The organism is Streptomyces caeni, assembly GCF_042678285.1.
Lineage (GTDB): Bacteria > Actinomycetota > Actinomycetes > Streptomycetales > Streptomycetaceae > Streptomyces > Streptomyces caeni.
In genome coordinates this window covers 46851-64435 of sequence record NZ_JBHUDX010000008.1, presented here as the reverse complement: position 1 = coordinate 64435, position 17585 = coordinate 46851, and the positions used below count along the sequence as shown (strand labels likewise).

Below are 17585 nucleotides of genomic sequence, written 5' to 3'. Positions count from 1 at the left end.
TGTGGGAGAGTAGGACGCCGCCGAACTAATTGTGGGAGAACCCCGCACCTCATGGTGCGGGGTTTTCTGCGTTTAGGCTCGTACCCATGCGCTATGACCTGGTGATCTTCGACAACGACGGCGTCCTCGTCGACAGCGAGCCCATCTCCAACCGGCTCCTCGCCACCTACCTCACCGAGTTGGGGCACCCGACCACGTATGAGGACTCCCTGCGCGACTACATGGGTGCCGCCATGCATCGCGTGCACGACATGATCGAGGAGCGCACGGGGCAGAGGCTGCCGGCCGACTTCGACGACGTCTTCCACACGAGTGTCTTCGCCGCGTTCGAGCGGGAGCTGAAGCCCGTCGCCGGGGCCATGGAGGTGCTGGAGAAGCTGGCGGCGGACGGGGTGGCGTACTGCGTGGCGTCGTCCGGGAGCCATGAGCGGATCCGGGTCGGTCACCGGACGACGGGGCTCGACCGGTGGTTCGACCAGGACCGGGTCTTCAGCGCGCAGGACGTGGGGCGGGGGAAGCCCGCCCCCGACTTGTTCCTGTACGCCGCCGAGCGGATGGGAGTCGCGCCGCAGAGGTGCGTCGTCGTCGAGGACAGTCCACTCGGGGTGCAGGCCGCCGTGGCCGCGGGGATGGACGTGTACGGGTTCACCGCCATGACGCCCGCCGACAGGCTCGCCGGAGCCACGCACCTCTTCTCCAGCCTGGGGGAGTTGACCGACCTGCTCATATGACTCCGGCGGTGACACGGGTCGTGGGACCGGCGCTGACATTCGTCAGCGGTCTCGGAGTGAGCACACTCACGGCGCTCGCCCTCAGCAGTGTGGTGCCGGCCGTGCGGACCGGATGGGCTGCGGCCCGGGAGCGGAAGGTCAACGCGCTCGCCGCGCTCATCCTCTTCGTGAACGCCGTCGCGAGACCCAGGCGAACGGGTTGCCGCCCTCGTGGTCGCCCGGTGAAGCTGAACAAAAATCATCTTCGGCTGGATCTACCCACCGGTAAGCCGGAGCCCTACGCTCGCCGCCATGACTGATGTGCTGCGGCGCGGCAGGGCCTCGCTGGCGTTCGGCTTCTTCGCCCAGGGCGCCGTCTTCGCCCTGCTGGTGACCCGGATTCCGGCCATTCAGGACCGGTACGGGGTGTCCGACGCCCTGCTCCCCGTCTTCCTCGCAGCGGTGCCGGTCCTGGCCGGCGTCGGCAGCGTGGCGACCGAGCAGCTCGTCAAGCGGGTGCGGCCCAGCCGGCTGCTCCGCTGGTCGCAGCCCGTGGTGCTGCTCTCGCTGCTCGGCGTCGGAGCCGGGCGGCAGATGGCGGAACTCGCGATCGCGATGGCCGCGTTCGGGCTGGCCGTGGGCGCGCTGGACGCCTCCATGAACATGCTCGGGGTCAGTCTCCAGCGGACGTACGGGCGCAGCATCATGCTGGGTTTTCACGCGGTGTACAGCCTCGGCGGGATCGTCGGCGCGTCGCTCGCCTGGATGGGCGCGCACTGGCATCTGGCGCTGTGGGTGTCGTATCTGCCCGTCGTCGCGGTGCTGCTGCCGGGAACACTGGCCGGCAGCCGGTGGTACGTCGACGCGAGCGCGCCCGTGGTGGACGCCCCGGAGCGGAGCGGAAACCCCGGCCCCGTCGTCTTCAGGCTGCTGCTGCCGCTCTGCCTGGTGATGACGTTCGCGTACATCGGGGACTCCACCGTCTCCAACTGGAGCGCCAAGTACCTGCAGGACACGCTCGGGAGCTCGGAGCAGCTGGCGACCGTCCCGTACAACGTCTACATGGTCACCACACTGCTCGGCCGGTCCATCGGGGACTTCGGGGTGCGGCGGTTCGGGGCCGCGGCCGTCGTGCGGCTCGGGGCGCTGCTGGCGGCGCTCGGGTTCGCCGTGGTGGCGGGGGCGCCCGGGGCCTGGGTGGGGATGCTCGGATTCACCCTGCTGGGTCTCGGGCTGTGCGTACTGGTGCCGCAGACCTTCGCTGCCGCGGGGCGGTTGTTCCCCGGGGCTTCGGACACGGCCATCGCGCGGCTGAACATCTTCAACTACGTGGGCTTTCTGATCGGCTCGCCGTTGGTGGGCGCGCTCGGGGACGCCTGGAACTACCGCGGCGCCATGCTTGTGCCGATGGCGTTGGTCCTGGTGACGCTGGTGTATGCCCGCTCGTTCGCGCCCGCGGCGGACCGATACGGTGACGGGCATGAGCGGGCGTGCACAGCTGATGTGGGACGAGGCGGTAACGGGCTATGACTTCGGTCAGGACCATCCGATGGATCCGGTCCGGCTCGCGCTGACCAGGAAACTCGTCGACACCTTCGGGCTCGACCGGGAGGCCGGCGTGGTCTCGGCGAAACCGGCGGGCGACTCGACGCTGCGGCTGGTGCACCAGGAGGAGTACGTGCGGGCCGTGAAGGCCGCGTCCGCGGATCCGGCGTCGGCCGACGGTGCGTACGGGCTCGGTACCACGGACGATCCCGCCTTCGCCGGGATGCACGAGGTGTCCGCGCTGATCGCCGGGCAGTCGGTGGGGGCGGCCGAGGCCGTGTGGCGGGGGGAGGCCCTGCACGCGGTGAACTTCGCGGGCGGGCTGCACCACGCGATGCCGGGCGCCGCTTCCGGGTTCTGCATCTACAACGACGCAGCGCTCGCCATCGCCCGGCTGCTGGAGCTGGGCGCGGAGCGGATCGCCTACGTGGATGTGGACGTGCACCACGGCGACGGTGTGCAGGCCGTCTTCTGGGACGATCCGCGGGTGCTGACCGTCTCGCTGCACGAGCATCCGCGGACCCTCTTCCCACAGACCGGGTGGCCGGAGGAGACGGGCGGTGAGCACGCGCCGGGCAGCGCGGTGAACCTGGCGCTGCCGGCCGGGACCGGGGACGCCGGGTGGCTGCGGGCGTTCCATGCGGTGGTGCCGGAGCTGATCGCCGGCTTCCGGCCGCAGGTGCTGGTCACCCAGCACGGCGCCGACACCCACTTCGAGGACCCGCTCGCGCATTTCGCCGTGTCGCTGGACGCGCAGCGGGCCGTGCAGGCCGCGTGTCACGACCTCGCCCATGAGTACGCCGGCGGGCGCTGGGTCGCGCTGGGCGGGGGCGGGTACGCGGTCGTCGAGGTCGTCCCGCGCTCGTGGACGCATCTGGTGGCGATCGCGGTGGGCCGGCCGATCGCGCCGGAGACCGTGATCCCCGAGAGCTGGCGGCGGGAAGTGTACGCCCGGACACGGCAGCTGGCGCCGATGCGGATGACCGACGGCCGGTGGCCGGTCGAGTACGCGGACTGGGAGGCGGGGTACGACCCGGCGGACCGGCTGGACCAGGCGGTGCTCGCCACACGCAAGGCGGTGTTCCCGCTGCGCGGACTGCTGCCGTAGCGGGCTTCGCCGCGAGGCCAGGCCGCAGGCCGACGGGCCCGGCGCCGAGCACGCCACGGAGGCCGCCCGCGACGGTGATCGTCCACCGGCGGCCTCGGACGGGCGGCAGACGGCCGGGCACGGCCGTCTGCCGCCCGTCCGCGGGCGGGGTCCGCGGTATGTCAGCGGCTCGCGGGCACCGCCGCGCGCCGTCCGGCCGCGGAAGCGGTCCGCCGCGCCTGTCGCCCGTCGCCTGCAGTTCCCGCCCCTGGGCCCCCGGGCCCCTGGGCCCCCGGGCCCCCGGTATATCCGTGCGCCGTGCGCCGCCCGTGGTTCCGGTCCCCGCCCGTGGGCCGCTGTTCGCGGACGTGGCCCCTGACTGCGATCCTCCGCCCGCGTGGCGAATGACCCGGCGCCGGGCGCCGGCGCCGCCCGTGGCACCGTGGGTGCGCGTGGAGTCGGGGCGGTGCTGTGGGCCGGACGTGGGCGAGGGGCGTGGGGTTACGCCGACTGTGGGGTGTTTTCCGCTTTTCGGGGCTGTGGTCAGGACGAATGGGCCAGCATCGCTGACGTGTTGAGCACCGGAGCGCTGCGTGCGCACCTGCTGGCCGCCCGGCTCGCCGGGCCCGTGGCCACCACGCGCGAGGAGAGCCTGCGCAGCTATCGGCTCTTCGCCGCCCGCGATCCCCGCGCTCTGATCGGTCTGGATCCCGAAGGGACGTGGGGGCAACGGGAGGTGATGGCGTTGATGGCCGACAGGTGTGGGGTTTCGGCCGATCCCCGGCACACCTCCGGTCACGATGTGATCGACCCGGAGCGCACGCTGGAGGCGCTCGACGCCTTCGCGCGGCGGATCGGCAAGGCCGCGCGGGACGGGGTGCCGGTCCTCCTCGGCACCGGACACCCGCACCGGCTGCTCGGTTTCTACGCCGCGCTCGCGGACGCTCTGTCGGCGGCAGGATGTGCTGTTCTCACCCCGGCGCAGGGTCGCTGTGTCGACATAACGACCCGGTTCGGCCTACGCACGTGCAACCTTGATTACGTACGAGGTGTCGCGTTCGTGCGGAAACCGAGGCCCGGGACCGCCGGTTGTGAGACGGGCGCACACACCCACTCGCCGCTCCCGGTCCGTACCGCGCTGGCGGTCGCGGCCGAGGCCGGCGGGCCGCTGCCCGAGCTCGTCATCGGGGACCACGGGTGGGTCTGCGGGGCAGGTCAGCTGGGTTTCGACGCCATGGGCCTGGCCGATACGGACGATCCGGCGCTCTTCGTCGGTGAGGCGGAGGGGCGCGTGTCCGTCGCCGTTCCACTCGATGACGCTGTGCGGTCTGCTTACTACCGGCCGCTTACTCGCTATGTACTCAATCGAGCGTGTCTGTCACAGTAGGGCCGCCGATGCCATCCCCTCTTCCCCACTTGCATCACCCGCCCCTAGTCTGGGGAGTGAGCACGCAACGACGAAGAGTCACCGGGAGGGGAAGCCGGTGGCCGTCGAGTGCGGAAGGTTCAGGTGTGTCATGGCTGCAGCTGGCGAGAGGCCTCTGAACGAGGTTCAGTTCCTGACCGTGGCGGAAGTCGCCTCGGTGATGCGAGTGTCGAAGATGACCGTGTACCGGTTGGTGCACAGCGGTCATCTGCCGGCGATCCGGGTGGGAAGGTCCTTCCGGGTGCCGGAGCAGGCGGTTCACGATTATCTCCGCGAGAGTTACGTGGGGGTGGAGACGGCCTGACGACGGCCCGGCGGGGCCTGTTGGGACCTGCCGGGTCACCTCGATTACGACCTCAGCGCTCGGGCGGGTAGGCTAGCCCCTCGTAGGTCGTGTGGGCCCATGGCGCCCAGCACCGAGTGATGAGAAGTGAGCGAGGGTAGTCGTGGGCTCTGTTATCAAGAAGCGGCGCAAGCGGATGGCCAAGAAGAAGCACCGCAAGCTGCTCAAGCGCACGCGCGTTCAGCGTCGTAACAAGAAGTAGGACGCGGCCCGCAAGGGCGCCCTTGCTTCTGTGCGCGAGCGCGCACACGGTGACCCCCCACCCCTGGTGGGGGGTCATTGTCGTTTTGGCCGGATGCGGCCGTGCGTACGACGGTGAGTCCGAATGGCTTGGTCTGATCGTTCGGACGGGGCTGCGGTCACTTACTGCATCGGGTGGTCATCACAGCGCGACATCGACCCGATAAGTTGGCCGCACACGGGGAACGCGGCAGGCTAGCGGGCACAGCTGCGTCCACGACCGGACGCAACGGGAAGAGAGGCGCTGATCTTGGGGAAGGTCGTGCTCGTGACCGGAGTGGCCCGCCGGCTCGGCGGCCGGTTCGTACGACGGATCCAGCGTGACCCGGACGTCGACCGCGTCGTCGCGGTCGACGCGGTCCCGCCCGAGCACCATCTGGGCGGCGCCGACTTCGTCCGGGCCGACATCCGCCAGCCCACCATCGCCCGCGTGCTCGCCGAGCACTCCGTCGACACGGTCGTCCACATGGACGTGACCGGCACCCCGCTGGGCAGCGGCAGCCGGGCCACGGTCAAGGAGACCAACGTCATCGGCACCATGCAACTGCTCGGCGCCTGCCAGAAATCCCCGACCGTCAAGCGGCTCGTCGTGAAGTCCAGTACGAACGTGTACGGGTCCGCGCCCCGGGACCCGGCGGTCTTCACCGAGACGACCCCGCCCAAGTCCCTGCCCAGCGGAGGCTTCGCCAAGGACACCGTCGAGGTCGAGGGGTATGTGCGGGGCTTCGCGCGGCGCCGGCCCGATGTCGCCGTGTGCGTGCTGCGCTTCGCCAACATCCTCGGCCCGGGCGCCGATTCACCCCTCGCCTCGTACTTCTCGCTGCCGGTGCTGCCCACCGTCTTCGGCTACGACCCGCGGCTGCAGTTCGTCCACGAGGACGATGTGATCGAGGTGCTGCGGATCGGCTCCCACGAGCCGCGGCGCTCCACGCTCAACAGCGGCACCTTCAACGTCGCCGGTGACGGGGTGCTGCTGCTGTCGCAGTGTGCGCGCCGCCTCGGCCGGCCCACCGTGCCGCTGCTCCTGCCCGCGGTCACCTGGTTCGGCTCGGCGATGCGCACCCTGGGTATGACGGACTTCTCACCCGAGCAGATCCGGCTGCTCACCCACGGCCGGGTGGTGTCGACGGACGAGATGCGTGAGACGCTCGGATACGAGCCCAAGTACACGACCGCGGAGACCTTCGCGGACTTCGCGCACAGCCGCGGCCCCGGACTGCTGCCCCCGGAGGCCCTCGCGGGGGCCGTCGACCGGATTGCCGCACTGCCCGTCCTGGGCGGCGGTCACCCCCCGACGCAGAGCGCCAACTGAGGAGCGCATCAACGATGGCGGACGCCAAGGTCATTCCGTTCGACGACGACCGGTCCCGCGGAGCTGCCGCGCAGCGACCGCCGCGGCGCCGGGGCGCGGGGAGCCGGCGCAAGGGCGAGCCCGCGGCGGTCCGCGAAGTCCAGCCCCTGCCCGGCCGGGCGAACCCGCAGGATGATGGTCCTGTGACACGTGAGGATCCGCCGCAGGCCGGGCGCCGGGAACCCCGGGAGGGGGGCCTGGAGCGCCGCATCGCCGGGGGCCTGGCCTTTCTGCGGCGACGTCTGACGGGCGACTACGAGGTCGACGACTTCGGTTACGACGAGGAGCTGACCGACCAGGTCCTGATGTCGCTGCTGCGGCCCCTGTACGGGAAATACTTCCGGGTCGATGTGAAGGGGATCGAGAACATCCCGTCGAAGGGCGGGGCGCTGATCGTCGCCAACCACTCCGGCACGCTGCCGCTGGACGGCCTGATGATGCAGGTCGCCGTGCACGACAACCACCCGGCGGGCCGTCATCTGAGGCTGCTGGCCGCGGATCTGGTGTTCGTGCTGCCGGTGGTCAACGAGCTGGCCCGCAAGGCCGGCCACACACTGGCGTGCGCGGAGGACGCCCAGCGACTGCTGGAGCGCGGCGAGGTGGTCGGGGTGATGCCGGAGGGCTTCAAGGGCATCGGCAAACCGTTCAGCGAGCGCTACAAGCTGCAGCGCTTCGGCCGCGGCGGTTTCGTCTCCACGGCACTGCACGCCAGAGTGCCGATCATCCCGTGCTCGATCGTCGGGGCCGAGGAGATCTACCCGATGATCGGCAATGCGAAGACGCTGGCCCGCCTGCTGGGCTTCCCGTACTTCCCGATGACTCCGACGTTCCCGTGGCTCGGCCCGCTGGGCGCGATCCCACTGCCGACGAAGTGGACCATCCAGTTCGGTGAGCCGATCCCCACGGACGGCTACCCGCCGGAGGCGGCCGAGGACCCGATGCTGATGTTCAACCTGACGGACCAGGTCAGGGAGCAGATCCAGCACACGCTGTACAAGCTGCTGGTGCAGCGCAGGTCGGTCTTCTTCTGAACCGCGGTACGCCGCGTACGAGGACGGGGCGCCCCTTTCGCAGGGGGCGCCCCGTCCTCGTAGGAGCGATGAGCGCGGAGCTATCCGCTGTTCTCGCTGTCGATGCCCAGCCCCGGCAGAAGGCCCGGGAGCAGGGGCGGAAGCGTCACGTCCGGGGCGGTCGTCGGGCTGGTGCTAGACGAGGGCGAACCGCTGGCGCTGTCCTTCGGCGGGTCCAGCAGGCCGCCGGTGCTGCCGCCGAGCAGGCCGTCGCCGCCGCTCCTGGAGGCGGACGGCTCGGGCCGGTCGTCGTGCGTGCTGCCGGTGGTGGAGCCGCCGGTGGTGCCGGGTGCCGGGCCGCCCGTGCCGGTCGAGCCGGTGGTGTCCGTCCCCGGAGTCTGGTGCCGACCGGAGCCGTCCCGGGACGGCGACTGCGGCAGCAGTGACTGCAGGGGGGCCACTTCCTGGTCTATGGCGTCGAACACGGACGACACCTGCTGACTGACGTCGCCCAGCTGGACGGGCAGCCGGTCGCGCAGGGCGCCCCAGGTGTCGCGGTGGGACGCGGAGAAGGCGGAGAGCGCCTGGATGGGGCCGAGCGAGCCGTTGCGCTCGTATGCCTCGTGCAGCAGGCGGTGGCCTTCGGACGCGTCGTGCTGCACGCCGGACAGGGTGCGGCGGATCTCGCCGAGGGACTCGTGGTCGAGGTGGCCGCCGCGGCCGCGCTCCATCAGCCGGCGGGCCTCGTTCAGCCGGGTCGACGCCTGGTCCAGATAGATCCGGCCGCGGTCGACGTCCCCGTCGGCCAGGCCGAGCTTGACGTCCTCGATGCCGCGTTTGAGGCCGTAGAGCGAGTCACCGGGCAGGGCGTCGGAGCTCGCGGCGGCCACCCCGCCGAAGGAGGCGGCGGCGACACCCACGCTGAGCCCGCCCGCGGCGAGGCCCTTGGTGAGCCGGGTACGCGGCCGCAACTTCCCCAGCGGGCTTGCCCGGTGGGCGCCCCGGGCGCGTGAAGAACCCTGCCGGGGCACGGTCCGGTCCGCCGTCTCGCCCTCCGCGGCCGTGCCCTCCTGCAGCATGGCCTCCATCGCGGCCACCAGCCGCGCGCGCTGGACGACCTTGACCTCGGGATCCAGCTCCGGCCGGGGCAGCTCGCCGAGATGGGCCGTGAGGGTCAACAGTCGGGCCTGCTCGGTGCGTTCCGCGGCGGCCGGGGCCGGTCCTCCGGGCCGCTGGGCTGCCGTGCCCTGGTCGTCGGACTGCTCCTCCAGGGCCTGGGCGAAGGCGCTCGCCCGCCGGTGCGCCGATACGTTCGCGATCACTGGCGGCACCTCCTCTCGTCATGACGGTCGACTCCCCAGGGGGCCTGAGGGTTGCACGCCCCGACCACGTCCACACGATCGAGTGATCGGGGGCCGTCGGGGAGTGACCGCAGGGAGCCTGTATCCCGCACAACGAGCGGCTCGGCACTTGGGTTACGGACGACGGATGATCGGACCACGAAGTCAACCGACCTGTACTTTGGGTGAGTTGAATGTCGCGGAGCGTATGCGCCGCATATGCGATCCGGTGTGGCCGTGACGGCCGGGGTGGCCGTGGTGGGCCGCGTCAGCGGGCGTCTTCGGGCAGGAGCCGGGCGAGGGTGCGGACCGCCCGGTACTGGAGGGTCTTGATCGCGCCCTCGTTCTTGCCCATCACCCGGGCGGTCTCGGCGACGGAGAGACCCTGCAGGAAACGCAGCGTCACGCATTCCTGTTGCTGTGGGTTGAGCCGGCGCACGGCGTCGAGCAGCGCGGCGTTGGAGAGGGACTCGAGGACGGAGTCCTCCGGGGAGCGCTCGACCTCGTTGGCGTCGAGCATCTCCCCGGTGGTCACCTCCAGCCGGAAACGGCTGGACTTGAAGTGGTCGGCGACCAGGTTGCGGGCGATGGTGACGAGCCAGGCACCGAAGTCACGCCCCTGCCAGGTGAAGGTCCCGATCCGCCGCAGGGCGCGCAGAAAGGTCTCGCTGGTGAGGTCCTCGGCGGTCGCCCTGCCTCCCACCCGGTAGTAGATGTAGCGGTACACGGTGTCGCTGTACTGGTCGTACAGGCGCCCGAAGGCTTCGGCCTCGCCGGCCTGGGCGCGCTCCACGAGGTCCATCATGCGGGCGCTGTCACTGTCCGCGGCCGGGCGGCGTGCGGTGGTGGCGGCCGAGGCGGGGCGGCCCCGCCTGCCGCCGACCGCGGCGCTGCCGTCCGCCAGTGCGTAGCACGGGCCGACGGGGGCAGCGGTGGCGAAGGCGGGGACGGCGTACGCGGTGGGGACGAAGCCTCGCAACAGGTCGTGGACCGTTGCGCGCAGCGTAGCCAGGCCCGAGGCGTCAACCCCGACGTGTGGGTACACGAGACTCCCAGAGGCAGAGCTTCCATCACGTGCAGTGCGGAACCATTCACCCGTCGTGGCGACGGAGGGGTACCGGTATGCGTCTGAGGAGAATAACGCTTAGTACAGGCAGCATTACACCCGGTTGCTCAAATCACCGATTACGTCGCTTCTGTAACCGATTGACGCTCGCTCAAATGCCGCACAATGACAACTTGTTGACCGAATCGGTCCGCCTTCCGGCTGGGAACGGGGCGTGTTGTGGCCGGGTGGACACGAGGGGAGTGGTGGGGAGAAGGAGGGGTGGGGCGCGTGGAATGCGCCGCCCTCCAGGCCGGGCGCACCGCGGTCACGCTGGGTGACGGAACGGCGGGTTGACCGGCGTGGTCGCCGGTGCACGGTTTGGTCACGAACCGGCAACGGTTGGTCCGGTCCCGGCCCGGCCGGCCCGGATGCCCGGCTGGGATCCGCGGCGCGTGCGGGATCAGCGGCGCCGGCGGTACAGGGTGATGGCCGCCGCCGTGCCGCCGGCCACCGCGCCGACGCCGGCCGCGGCCGGCAGTCCGACCTTCGCCGCCTTGCGGGCCGTGCGGTAGTCGCGCAGGCGCCAGTCGCAGTCGCGGGCGTGCTTGCGGAGCTTGGCGTCCGGGTTGATCGCGTACGGGTGCCCCACCAGCGACAGCATCGGGATGTCGTTGTGGGAGTCGCTGTAGGCCGCGCACCGGGACAGGTCCAGGCCCTCCGCCGTGGCCAGGGCGCGTACCGCCTCCGCCTTGGCGGGGCCGTGCAGCGGTTCGCCGACGAGCCTGCCGGTGTAGATGCCGTCCACCGACTCCGCCACCGTGCCCAGGGCCCCGGTCAGGCCGAGGCGGCGGGCGATCACCGTGGCGATCTCGACCGGCGCGGCGGTGACCAGCCACACCTTCTGGCCCGCGTCCAGGTGGGCCTGGGCCAGCGCCCGGGTGCCCGGCCAGATGCGTTCGGCCATGTACTCGTCGTAGATCTCCTCGCCGATCGACATCAGCTCGGCGACACGGTGGCCCTTCACGATCGACAGCGCCGAGTCCCGCGCGTCCTGCATGTGCTCGGGGTCCTCGACCCCGGCCAGCCGGAACCACGCCTGCTGCCAGGCGAACTTCGCCAGGTCCCGGGTCTCGAAGAACTTGCGCTTGTACAGGCCCCGGCCGAAGTGGAACAGCGCTGCGCCCTGCATGACGGTGTTGTCCAGGTCGAAGAACGCGGCGGCCCTGTCGTCGCCGAGCACCGGGAACTGGGGTTCCTGGTCGGAGACCTCCTGGGGGGCGGTGTCCTGGGAGGACTTGCGCGCCGCCTCGGCCGAGGCCTCGCCTGCCAACACGCTCCGCGCCGTGGCGGAGCGCCTACGGGGAGTGAGCCATCCTAGAGCGGCCATGACGCGAGCATAGCCATTCAGTTCGGGGCTTCCGGTCCTGAGAGGTTTGCAGGCCGTGAACTCTCCGGGGCCGTGTCGTTAAAGAAGTCACTCCGCGGGCGTGTCGCCGGGGCGTCGTCGGCGGTCGCCGGGTTATGGCGCCCGGGCGCCCTTCGGGCCCGCTGGAGCGAGAATGGCCGGCATGAGTCCCATCTTTCGGCGGAAGAACCCCCAGGACCGGCTTGTCACCCTGATCGGCAAGCCCGGGTGCCATCTGTGCGACGACGCGCAGGCCGTCGTCGAGAGGGTCTGCGGCGACCTCGGTGTTTCCTGGGAGAAGAAGGACATCACCGAGGACCAGGAGCTCCACCGGCGGTACTGGGAGCAGATCCCGGTGGTGCTGATCGACGGCGAGCAGCACACGTTCTGGCGCGTGAACGAGGAACGCCTGCGCAAAGCCCTCGCGTAGGGCCCGTCGAGGTCTCCCGCGCGGGGTCCTCCGGATTCCACGTGGCGAACACAACACGCCGGAGGGAGGGGCCGGTCATGACCCCGAATCGATACCTGACCGACCAGTCCAAGTGGTCTGGAAAGTCGCCTAGGATCGACGGCAACTGGTCTCGGGGGCATGGATGTTGAGAGGAGGGGGCGGCCTTGCCCCCAAGAGAAGAGGAACGATGGCGGCCGTGCGCCGGTTCCCTGCGGATGCGCCGGGGGCGCGTGACCCCGGTCACGTTGGCCGGGCAAATCGGACACCATCTTTGTGCACGCGTTCACAAAGACATAGCCTGCATTCGACGGGGCGGTCTGGGGACGTGTGACCGCCTGCAGCCCCGCTCTACCCGCAGGAGCACCGTGGCAACTGGCCGAACTCACCGACCGGCGACCCGTAGCCGAGGGATCCCCGAGGCCACCGTCGCCAGGCTTCCGCTGTACCTCCGAGCCCTGACCGCGCTGTCGGAGCGCTCGGTCCCCACGGTCTCCTCCGAGGAGCTGGCCGCGGCCGCCGGGGTCAATTCCGCCAAGCTGCGGAAGGACTTCTCCTACCTCGGCTCGTACGGGACCCGGGGCGTGGGCTACGACGTCGAGTACCTCGTCTACCAGATCTCCCGCGAACTGGGCCTGACCCAGGACTGGCCGGTCGTGATCGTCGGTATCGGTAACCTCGGCGCGGCGCTGGCCAACTACGGCGGGTTCGCCTCCCGCGGCTTCCGGGTCGCGGCACTGATCGACGCCGATCCCGCGCTCACGGGCAAGGCGGTCGCCGGCATCCCGGTCCAGCACACCGACGACCTGGAAAAGATCATCAAGGACAACGGCGTGTCCATCGGTGTCATCGCCACTCCCGCCGGGGCCGCCCAGCAGGTCTGCGACCGGCTCGTGGCGGCGGGCGTGTCCTCCATCCTGAACTTCGCGCCGACCGTGCTGAACGTCCCGGACGGCGTCGACGTGCGCAAGGTCGACCTCTCCATCGAGCTGCAGATCCTCGCCTTCCACGAGCAGCGCAAGGCCGGAGAGGAAGCCATGGCCGAGGCCCTGCCGGCCGTCGCCGTGGTCAAGGACTCCTCCGACCAGGGGCCCGACGGGGACGTTCCCGCCGTGATGCCGGCATGAGCCTCCTCGTCGTCGGGCTGAGCCACCGCAGCGCTCCGGTCAGCCTCCTGGAACGGGCCGCGCTGGCCGAGGACGCCCAGGCCAAACTCCTCCACGACACGGTCGCCGTCGAGCCGGCCACCGAGGCCGCGGTGCTCGCCACCTGCAACCGGATCGAGCTGTACGCCGACGTGGACAAGTTCCATGCGGGCGTCGCCGAGCTGTCCACGCTGCTCGCCCGGCACAGCGGCGTGGGCCTCGACGAGCTCACCCCCTATCTGTACGTGCACTACGAGGACCGGGCCGTCCACCACCTGTTCTCGGTGGCCTGCGGACTGGACTCGATGGTCGTCGGCGAGGGCCAGATCCTCGGCCAGATCAAGGAGTCCCTGGCCACCGCGCAGGAGCTGCACACCGCCGGACGGCTGCTGAACGACCTGTTCCAGCAGTCCCTGCGGGTCGGCAAGCGCGCCCACTCCGAGACGGGTATCGACCGGGCCGGGCAGTCCCTGGTCACCTTCGGTCTGGAGCAGCTGTCCTCCGGGGCGCCGGTCGGGGACTGGGCCAAGGGCAAGCGCGCCCTCGTGATCGGTGCCGGCTCCATGTCCTCGCTGGCCGCCGCGACCCTCGCGCGCGCCGGGGTCGCCGAGGTCGTGATCGCCAACCGCACGCTGGAGCGTGCCGAGCGCCTCGCGCAGATCCTGACGGAGACGGACGACACGGACGTGTCGGCACGTGCGGTACCGATGGAGACGGTGCCGCACGAGCTGACACGTGCCGACGTCGCGGTGTCCTGCACGGGCGCCACCGGCCTGGTCCTCACGGCCGAGGCGGTCACGGAGGCGGTCGAGGGCCGTATGGGCGGCCCGGTCACCCCCGCGGTCCGGTCCGTTCCGGCCCCGGCCACCAGGTCCGCCCGTACGGCCGGCCCGTCCCCCGTACGGGACGAGCCCGCGTCGGCCGGCCTCGGCGGCGAGGACGGCTGCCCCCTCGACGTGGCGGCCGTTCAGGGCACGGCCGGCTTCTCGGTGGCGGGCGAGGCGGCGGTCGCCGGAATGGCGACCACCGAACTGGAGCAGCACGCGGTGTGGGTGGACAAGGGCGCCGTGGAGGAGCGCGGCGGCCGCGCGGCCGCCGTCGGCGCTGCCGTGCTCGACCCGGAGGCCGAGGCCGAGGTCATCAGCGCGCTCGTGGCGACGGTCGCCACGAGCGGCCGGATCCCGGAGCGGCGCCGCCCCGAGCAGGCCGTGGAGATCCCCCGCCCCGCGCCCGTCCTGTCGCTCCTCGACCTCGCGATGCCGCGGGACATCGACGCCGCCGTGCACCGGCTGCTCGGGGTCCGCCTCGTCGACATCGAGTCGCTCGCCGAGGCGTCCGCGGACGCTCCGATGGCCACCGACGTCGACCAGGTGCGACGGATCGTCGCCGACGAGGTCGCCGCCTTCGGCGCCGCCCAGCGCGCCGCGCACATCACGCCGACCGTGGTCGCGCTGCGTACCATGGCCGCCGACGTGGTGGCGAACGAGATCGCCCGCCTGGAGGGCCGGCTGCCGGGGCTGGACCACAAGCACCGCGCCGAGATCACGCAGACCGTGCGGCGCGTCGTCGACAAGCTGCTGCACGCGCCGACCGTACGGGTCAAGCAGCTGGCGGCCGAACCCGGCGGCGCCGGGTACGCGGACGCCCTGCGCACCCTGTTCGACCTCGACCCCGAGACGGTCGCCTCCGTCTCCCGGGCCGACGACACCAAGCGCACCGAGAACACCGAGAACGCCGAGAACCGAGGGCGAGCATGAGTGAGCAGGCACTGAGGCTGGGGACCAGGCGCAGCAAGCTGGCCATGGCCCAGTCCGGGCAGGTCGCGGACGCCGTGAGCCGGCTGACCGGACGGCCCGTGGAGCTCGTGGAGATCACCACCTACGGTGACACGTCCCGCGAGCACCTCGCGCGGATCGGTGGCACCGGTGTGTTCGTGACGGCCCTGCGCGACGCGCTGCTGCGCGGCGAGGTGGACTTCGCGGTGCACTCCCTCAAGGACCTGCCCACCGCGCAGCCCGAGGAGCTGGCGCTGGCCGCGGTGCCGGTGCGCGAGGATCCGCGGGACGTGATCGTCGCGCGGGACGCCCTGAAGCTCACCGACCTGCCCCGCGGCGCCCGCATCGGCACCGGGTCGCCGCGCCGCATGGCGCAGCTGAACGCGTACGCGCGCGGCCACGGCCTCGACATCGAGACGGTCCCGATCCGCGGCAACGTCGACACCCGCATCGGATACGTCCGCAGCGGCGAACTGGACGCGGTGGTCCTCGCCGCGGCCGGGCTCAACCGCATCGGGCGGATCGAGGAGGTGACCGACTTCCTGTCGGTCGACACGGTTTTGCCGGCTCCCGGCCAGGGGGCCCTCGCGATCGAGTGCAGGGCGGGGAACACCGCCCAGGATGCCGCGCTCATCGCCGCGCTCGCCGGGCTCGACGACCCGTTCACACGGGTCGCCGTGACCGCCGAGCGGTCCCTGCTCGCCGCCCTGGAGGCCGGTTGCAGCGCCCCCGTGGGCGCGCTGGCCGACCTTCCCCCATTCTCGGCTCCGCTCGAGCGGGGGGACCTCCAGGCCGACGGGCAGATTGTCAAGGAAATGCGCCTGCGCGGCGTCGTCGGCACGCCCGACGGCCAGACGCTGGTGCAGCTGTCCACCACCGGTCCCGTGCCCGAGACGCACGACCAGGCAATGGCGCTCGGTCGCGAACTCGCCGCCGAGATGCTCGCCAAGGGCGCGGCCGGTCTGATGGGGGAGCGAGCACATTGAGCCCCACCACCCTTCCAGTCGGCCTTGAACACGGGCACGTCACCTTCCTCGGTGCCGGACCCGGGGATCCGGGACTGCTGACACTGCGCGCCGTGGAGGCGCTGGCGCACGCTGATGTCCTCGTCGGTGAGCACGAGGTGCTCGACGTGGTGCGCACGCACGCCAGAGTGGGCGCCGCCTTCGTCCGCACGGACCTGGACCCTTCCACGGGTACGTTTCCGGGCGTGGGCACGCCTCAGCTGGCGGTTGTCGACGGCGCGTCAACAACCGCTGGTGCCCCCGCAATGAGGGATGCAGCACATCTTGTCATGGAGGCCGTACGGGGCGGCAAGCGGGTCGTCCGTGCGGTGTGCGGGGACCCCGGCCTGGACGCGTACGCGGCGGAGGAGATGCTGGCGTGCGCCGCCGAGGGCATTCCGTTCGAGGTGGTGCCGGGCGTCGCGGCCGCCGTGGGCGTGCCCGCGTACGCGGGTGTGCCGCTGCGGGACGCGCAGGGCGCGGACGTACGGTTCGTGGACGCGCGGACCGCCTCGGACCGCTGCTGGACCGAGGTCGGCGCCTCCGACGGCACGGTCGTGGTCTCCACGACCCTCGACTCGGTGGCGGCGGCCGCCGGGGAGCTGGTGGCCGCGGGCCGCAAGCCGGACACCCCGATGACGGTGACCGTCGCCGGGACGACGACGCGGCAGCGCACCTGGACCGCGACCCTCGGCTCCATCGCGCAGACGCTGAAGCAGGCGAAGGTGCTGCCCTCGCCCGAGGGCGGCCGGCCGGTGATAGCCGTCGTCGGCGAGCGTTCCGCCACCTCCCGGCGGGACCAGCTGTCGTGGTTCGAGAGCAAGCCGCTGTTCGGCTGGAAGGTCCTCGTCCCGCGGACCAAGGAGCAGGCCGCGTCGCTCTCCGACCAGCTGTGCTCGTACGGGGCCGTGCCGCACGAGGTGCCGACGATCGCCGTCGAGCCGCCGCGCACGCCCCAGCAGATGGAACGTGCCGTCAAGGGCCTGGTGACGGGCCGCTACGAGTGGATCGCGTTCACGTCGGTCAACGCGGTACGGGCGGTCCGGGAGAAGTTCGAGGAGTACGGGCTCGACGCGCGCGCCTTCGCGGGCATCAAGGTGGCCGCGGTGGGCGAGCAGACGGCGAAGGCGCTGGTGGCCTTCGGCGTGAAGCCGGACCTGATGCCGTCGGGGGAGCAGTCCGCCGCCGGCCTGCTGGACGACTGGCCGCCGTACGACCCGGTGTTCGACCCGATCGACCGTGTCTTCCTGCCGCGCGCCGACATCGCCACGGAGACCCTGGTGGCCGGCCTCATCGAGCTGGGCTGGGAGGTCGACGACGTCACGGCGTACCGCACCGTCCGAGCCTCGCCGCCGCCGGCAGAGACCCGTGAGGCGATCAAGGGCGGCGGCTTCGACGCGGTCCTGTTCACGTCGTCGTCCACGGTCCGCAACCTGGTGGGCATCGCGGGCAAGCCGCACAACGTGACGGTGATCGCGTGCATCGGCCCGGCCACGGCGAAGACGGCGGAGGAGCACGGCCTGCGGGTGGACGTCATGGCCCCGGAGCCGTCGGTCCACAAGCTGGCGGAGGCCCTGGCGGACTTCGGCCTGCGCCGCCGCGCCGCGGCCCTGGCGGCCGGCGACGCGGTGACCCGTCCGAGCGAGCGGCGGCCGGGGGCGCGGAGGCGGCGGTCCACGACCTGAGCCACGCGGAGGGCCGGACAGCA

16 protein-coding genes are annotated in these 17585 nt (G+C 71.5%); 13 read left to right on the top strand and 3 right to left on the bottom strand.

Annotated elements, in window-relative coordinates; genetic code table 11:
- Positions 1-86 precede the first annotated feature (86 nt).
- The 8 genes from ACFSL4_RS03435 (at position 87) to ACFSL4_RS03400 (ending at position 7733) form a co-directional block, all read left to right on the top strand.
- Positions 87-731, top strand: a complete 645-nt coding sequence (locus ACFSL4_RS03435; RefSeq protein ID WP_381078221.1) for an HAD family hydrolase — start codon at positions 87-89, stop codon at positions 729-731.
- Positions 732-1022: 291 nt separating this feature from the next.
- Positions 1023-2240: an MFS transporter gene (locus ACFSL4_RS03430; RefSeq protein ID WP_381078219.1), complete on the top strand. Its 1218-nt coding sequence runs from the start codon at positions 1023-1025 to the stop codon at positions 2238-2240.
- Entirely contained in the window at positions 2191-3363 is a 1173-nt protein-coding gene (locus ACFSL4_RS03425) for an acetoin utilization protein AcuC (protein ID WP_381078217.1), read from the top strand. The genes ACFSL4_RS03430 and ACFSL4_RS03425 overlap by 50 nt, the downstream gene beginning before the upstream one ends.
- Positions 3364-3913: 550 nt before the next feature.
- Positions 3914-4729, top strand: coding sequence for a phosphatase (locus ACFSL4_RS03420; protein WP_381078236.1), 816 nt, complete (start codon positions 3914-3916; stop codon positions 4727-4729).
- Between the two features lie 130 nt (positions 4730-4859).
- The gene (locus ACFSL4_RS03415) at positions 4860-5072 is read left to right on the top strand and encodes a helix-turn-helix domain-containing protein (RefSeq protein WP_019981034.1); all 213 of its coding nucleotides are present in this window, start codon (positions 4860-4862) and stop codon (positions 5070-5072) included.
- Positions 5073-5214: 142 nt separating this feature from the next.
- A complete protein-coding gene (locus ACFSL4_RS03410) occupies positions 5215-5313 on the top strand; it encodes a 30S ribosomal protein bS22 (RefSeq protein WP_003948845.1) in 99 nt (32 codons plus the stop codon).
- Positions 5314-5601: 288 nt separating this feature from the next.
- Entirely contained in the window at positions 5602-6663 is a 1062-nt protein-coding gene (locus ACFSL4_RS03405) for an NAD-dependent epimerase/dehydratase family protein (RefSeq protein WP_381078215.1), read from the top strand.
- Positions 6664-6677: 14 nt separating this feature from the next.
- The gene (locus ACFSL4_RS03400; protein WP_381078212.1) at positions 6678-7733 is read left to right on the top strand and encodes a lysophospholipid acyltransferase family protein; all 1056 of its coding nucleotides are present in this window, start codon (positions 6678-6680) and stop codon (positions 7731-7733) included.
- A gap of 80 nt (positions 7734-7813) precedes the next feature.
- Here the strand turns inward: ACFSL4_RS03400 and ACFSL4_RS03395 are convergent, their stop codons facing one another.
- The 3 genes from ACFSL4_RS03395 to ACFSL4_RS03385 all read right to left on the bottom strand — a co-directional run bounded on the left by ACFSL4_RS03395 (position 7814) and on the right by ACFSL4_RS03385 (position 11487).
- Positions 7814-9034: a DUF5667 domain-containing protein gene (locus ACFSL4_RS03395; protein WP_381078210.1), complete on the bottom strand. Its 1221-nt coding sequence runs from the start codon at positions 9032-9034 to the stop codon at positions 7814-7816.
- A 286-nt stretch (positions 9035-9320) separates the two neighbouring features.
- A complete protein-coding gene (locus ACFSL4_RS03390; protein ID WP_381078207.1) occupies positions 9321-10097 on the bottom strand; it encodes an ECF subfamily RNA polymerase sigma factor, BldN family in 777 nt (258 codons plus the stop codon).
- 463 nt (positions 10098-10560) lie between these two features.
- The gene (locus ACFSL4_RS03385; protein ID WP_381078204.1) at positions 10561-11487 is read right to left on the bottom strand and encodes an HAD family hydrolase; all 927 of its coding nucleotides are present in this window, start codon (positions 11485-11487) and stop codon (positions 10561-10563) included.
- Between the two features lie 172 nt (positions 11488-11659).
- Here ACFSL4_RS03385 and ACFSL4_RS03380 point away from each other — a divergent pair, with 172 nt between their 5' ends.
- The 5 genes from ACFSL4_RS03380 (at position 11660) to ACFSL4_RS03360 (ending at position 17562) form a co-directional block, all read left to right on the top strand.
- Complete coding sequence (locus tag ACFSL4_RS03380) at positions 11660-11935, top strand: glutaredoxin family protein (RefSeq protein WP_381078201.1); 276 nt, start codon at positions 11660-11662, stop codon at positions 11933-11935.
- A gap of 386 nt (positions 11936-12321) precedes the next feature.
- Positions 12322-13080, top strand: a complete 759-nt coding sequence (locus tag ACFSL4_RS03375; RefSeq protein WP_381078198.1) for a redox-sensing transcriptional repressor Rex — start codon at positions 12322-12324, stop codon at positions 13078-13080.
- Complete coding sequence (locus ACFSL4_RS03370) at positions 13077-14855, top strand: glutamyl-tRNA reductase (RefSeq protein WP_381078196.1); 1779 nt, start codon at positions 13077-13079, stop codon at positions 14853-14855. The genes ACFSL4_RS03375 and ACFSL4_RS03370 overlap by 4 nt, the downstream gene beginning before the upstream one ends.
- Positions 14852-15859: a hydroxymethylbilane synthase gene (hemC, locus tag ACFSL4_RS03365; RefSeq protein ID WP_381078193.1), complete on the top strand. Its 1008-nt coding sequence runs from the start codon at positions 14852-14854 to the stop codon at positions 15857-15859. The genes ACFSL4_RS03370 and hemC overlap by 4 nt, the downstream gene beginning before the upstream one ends.
- Positions 15856-17562 carry a bifunctional uroporphyrinogen-III C-methyltransferase/uroporphyrinogen-III synthase gene (locus ACFSL4_RS03360; protein ID WP_381078191.1) on the top strand — a complete coding sequence of 569 codons (1707 nt, stop codon included), beginning with the start codon at positions 15856-15858 and terminating at the stop codon, positions 17560-17562. Before hemC ends, ACFSL4_RS03360 begins: the two co-directional genes overlap by 4 nt.
- The last annotated feature ends 23 nt before the right edge of the window (positions 17563-17585 follow it).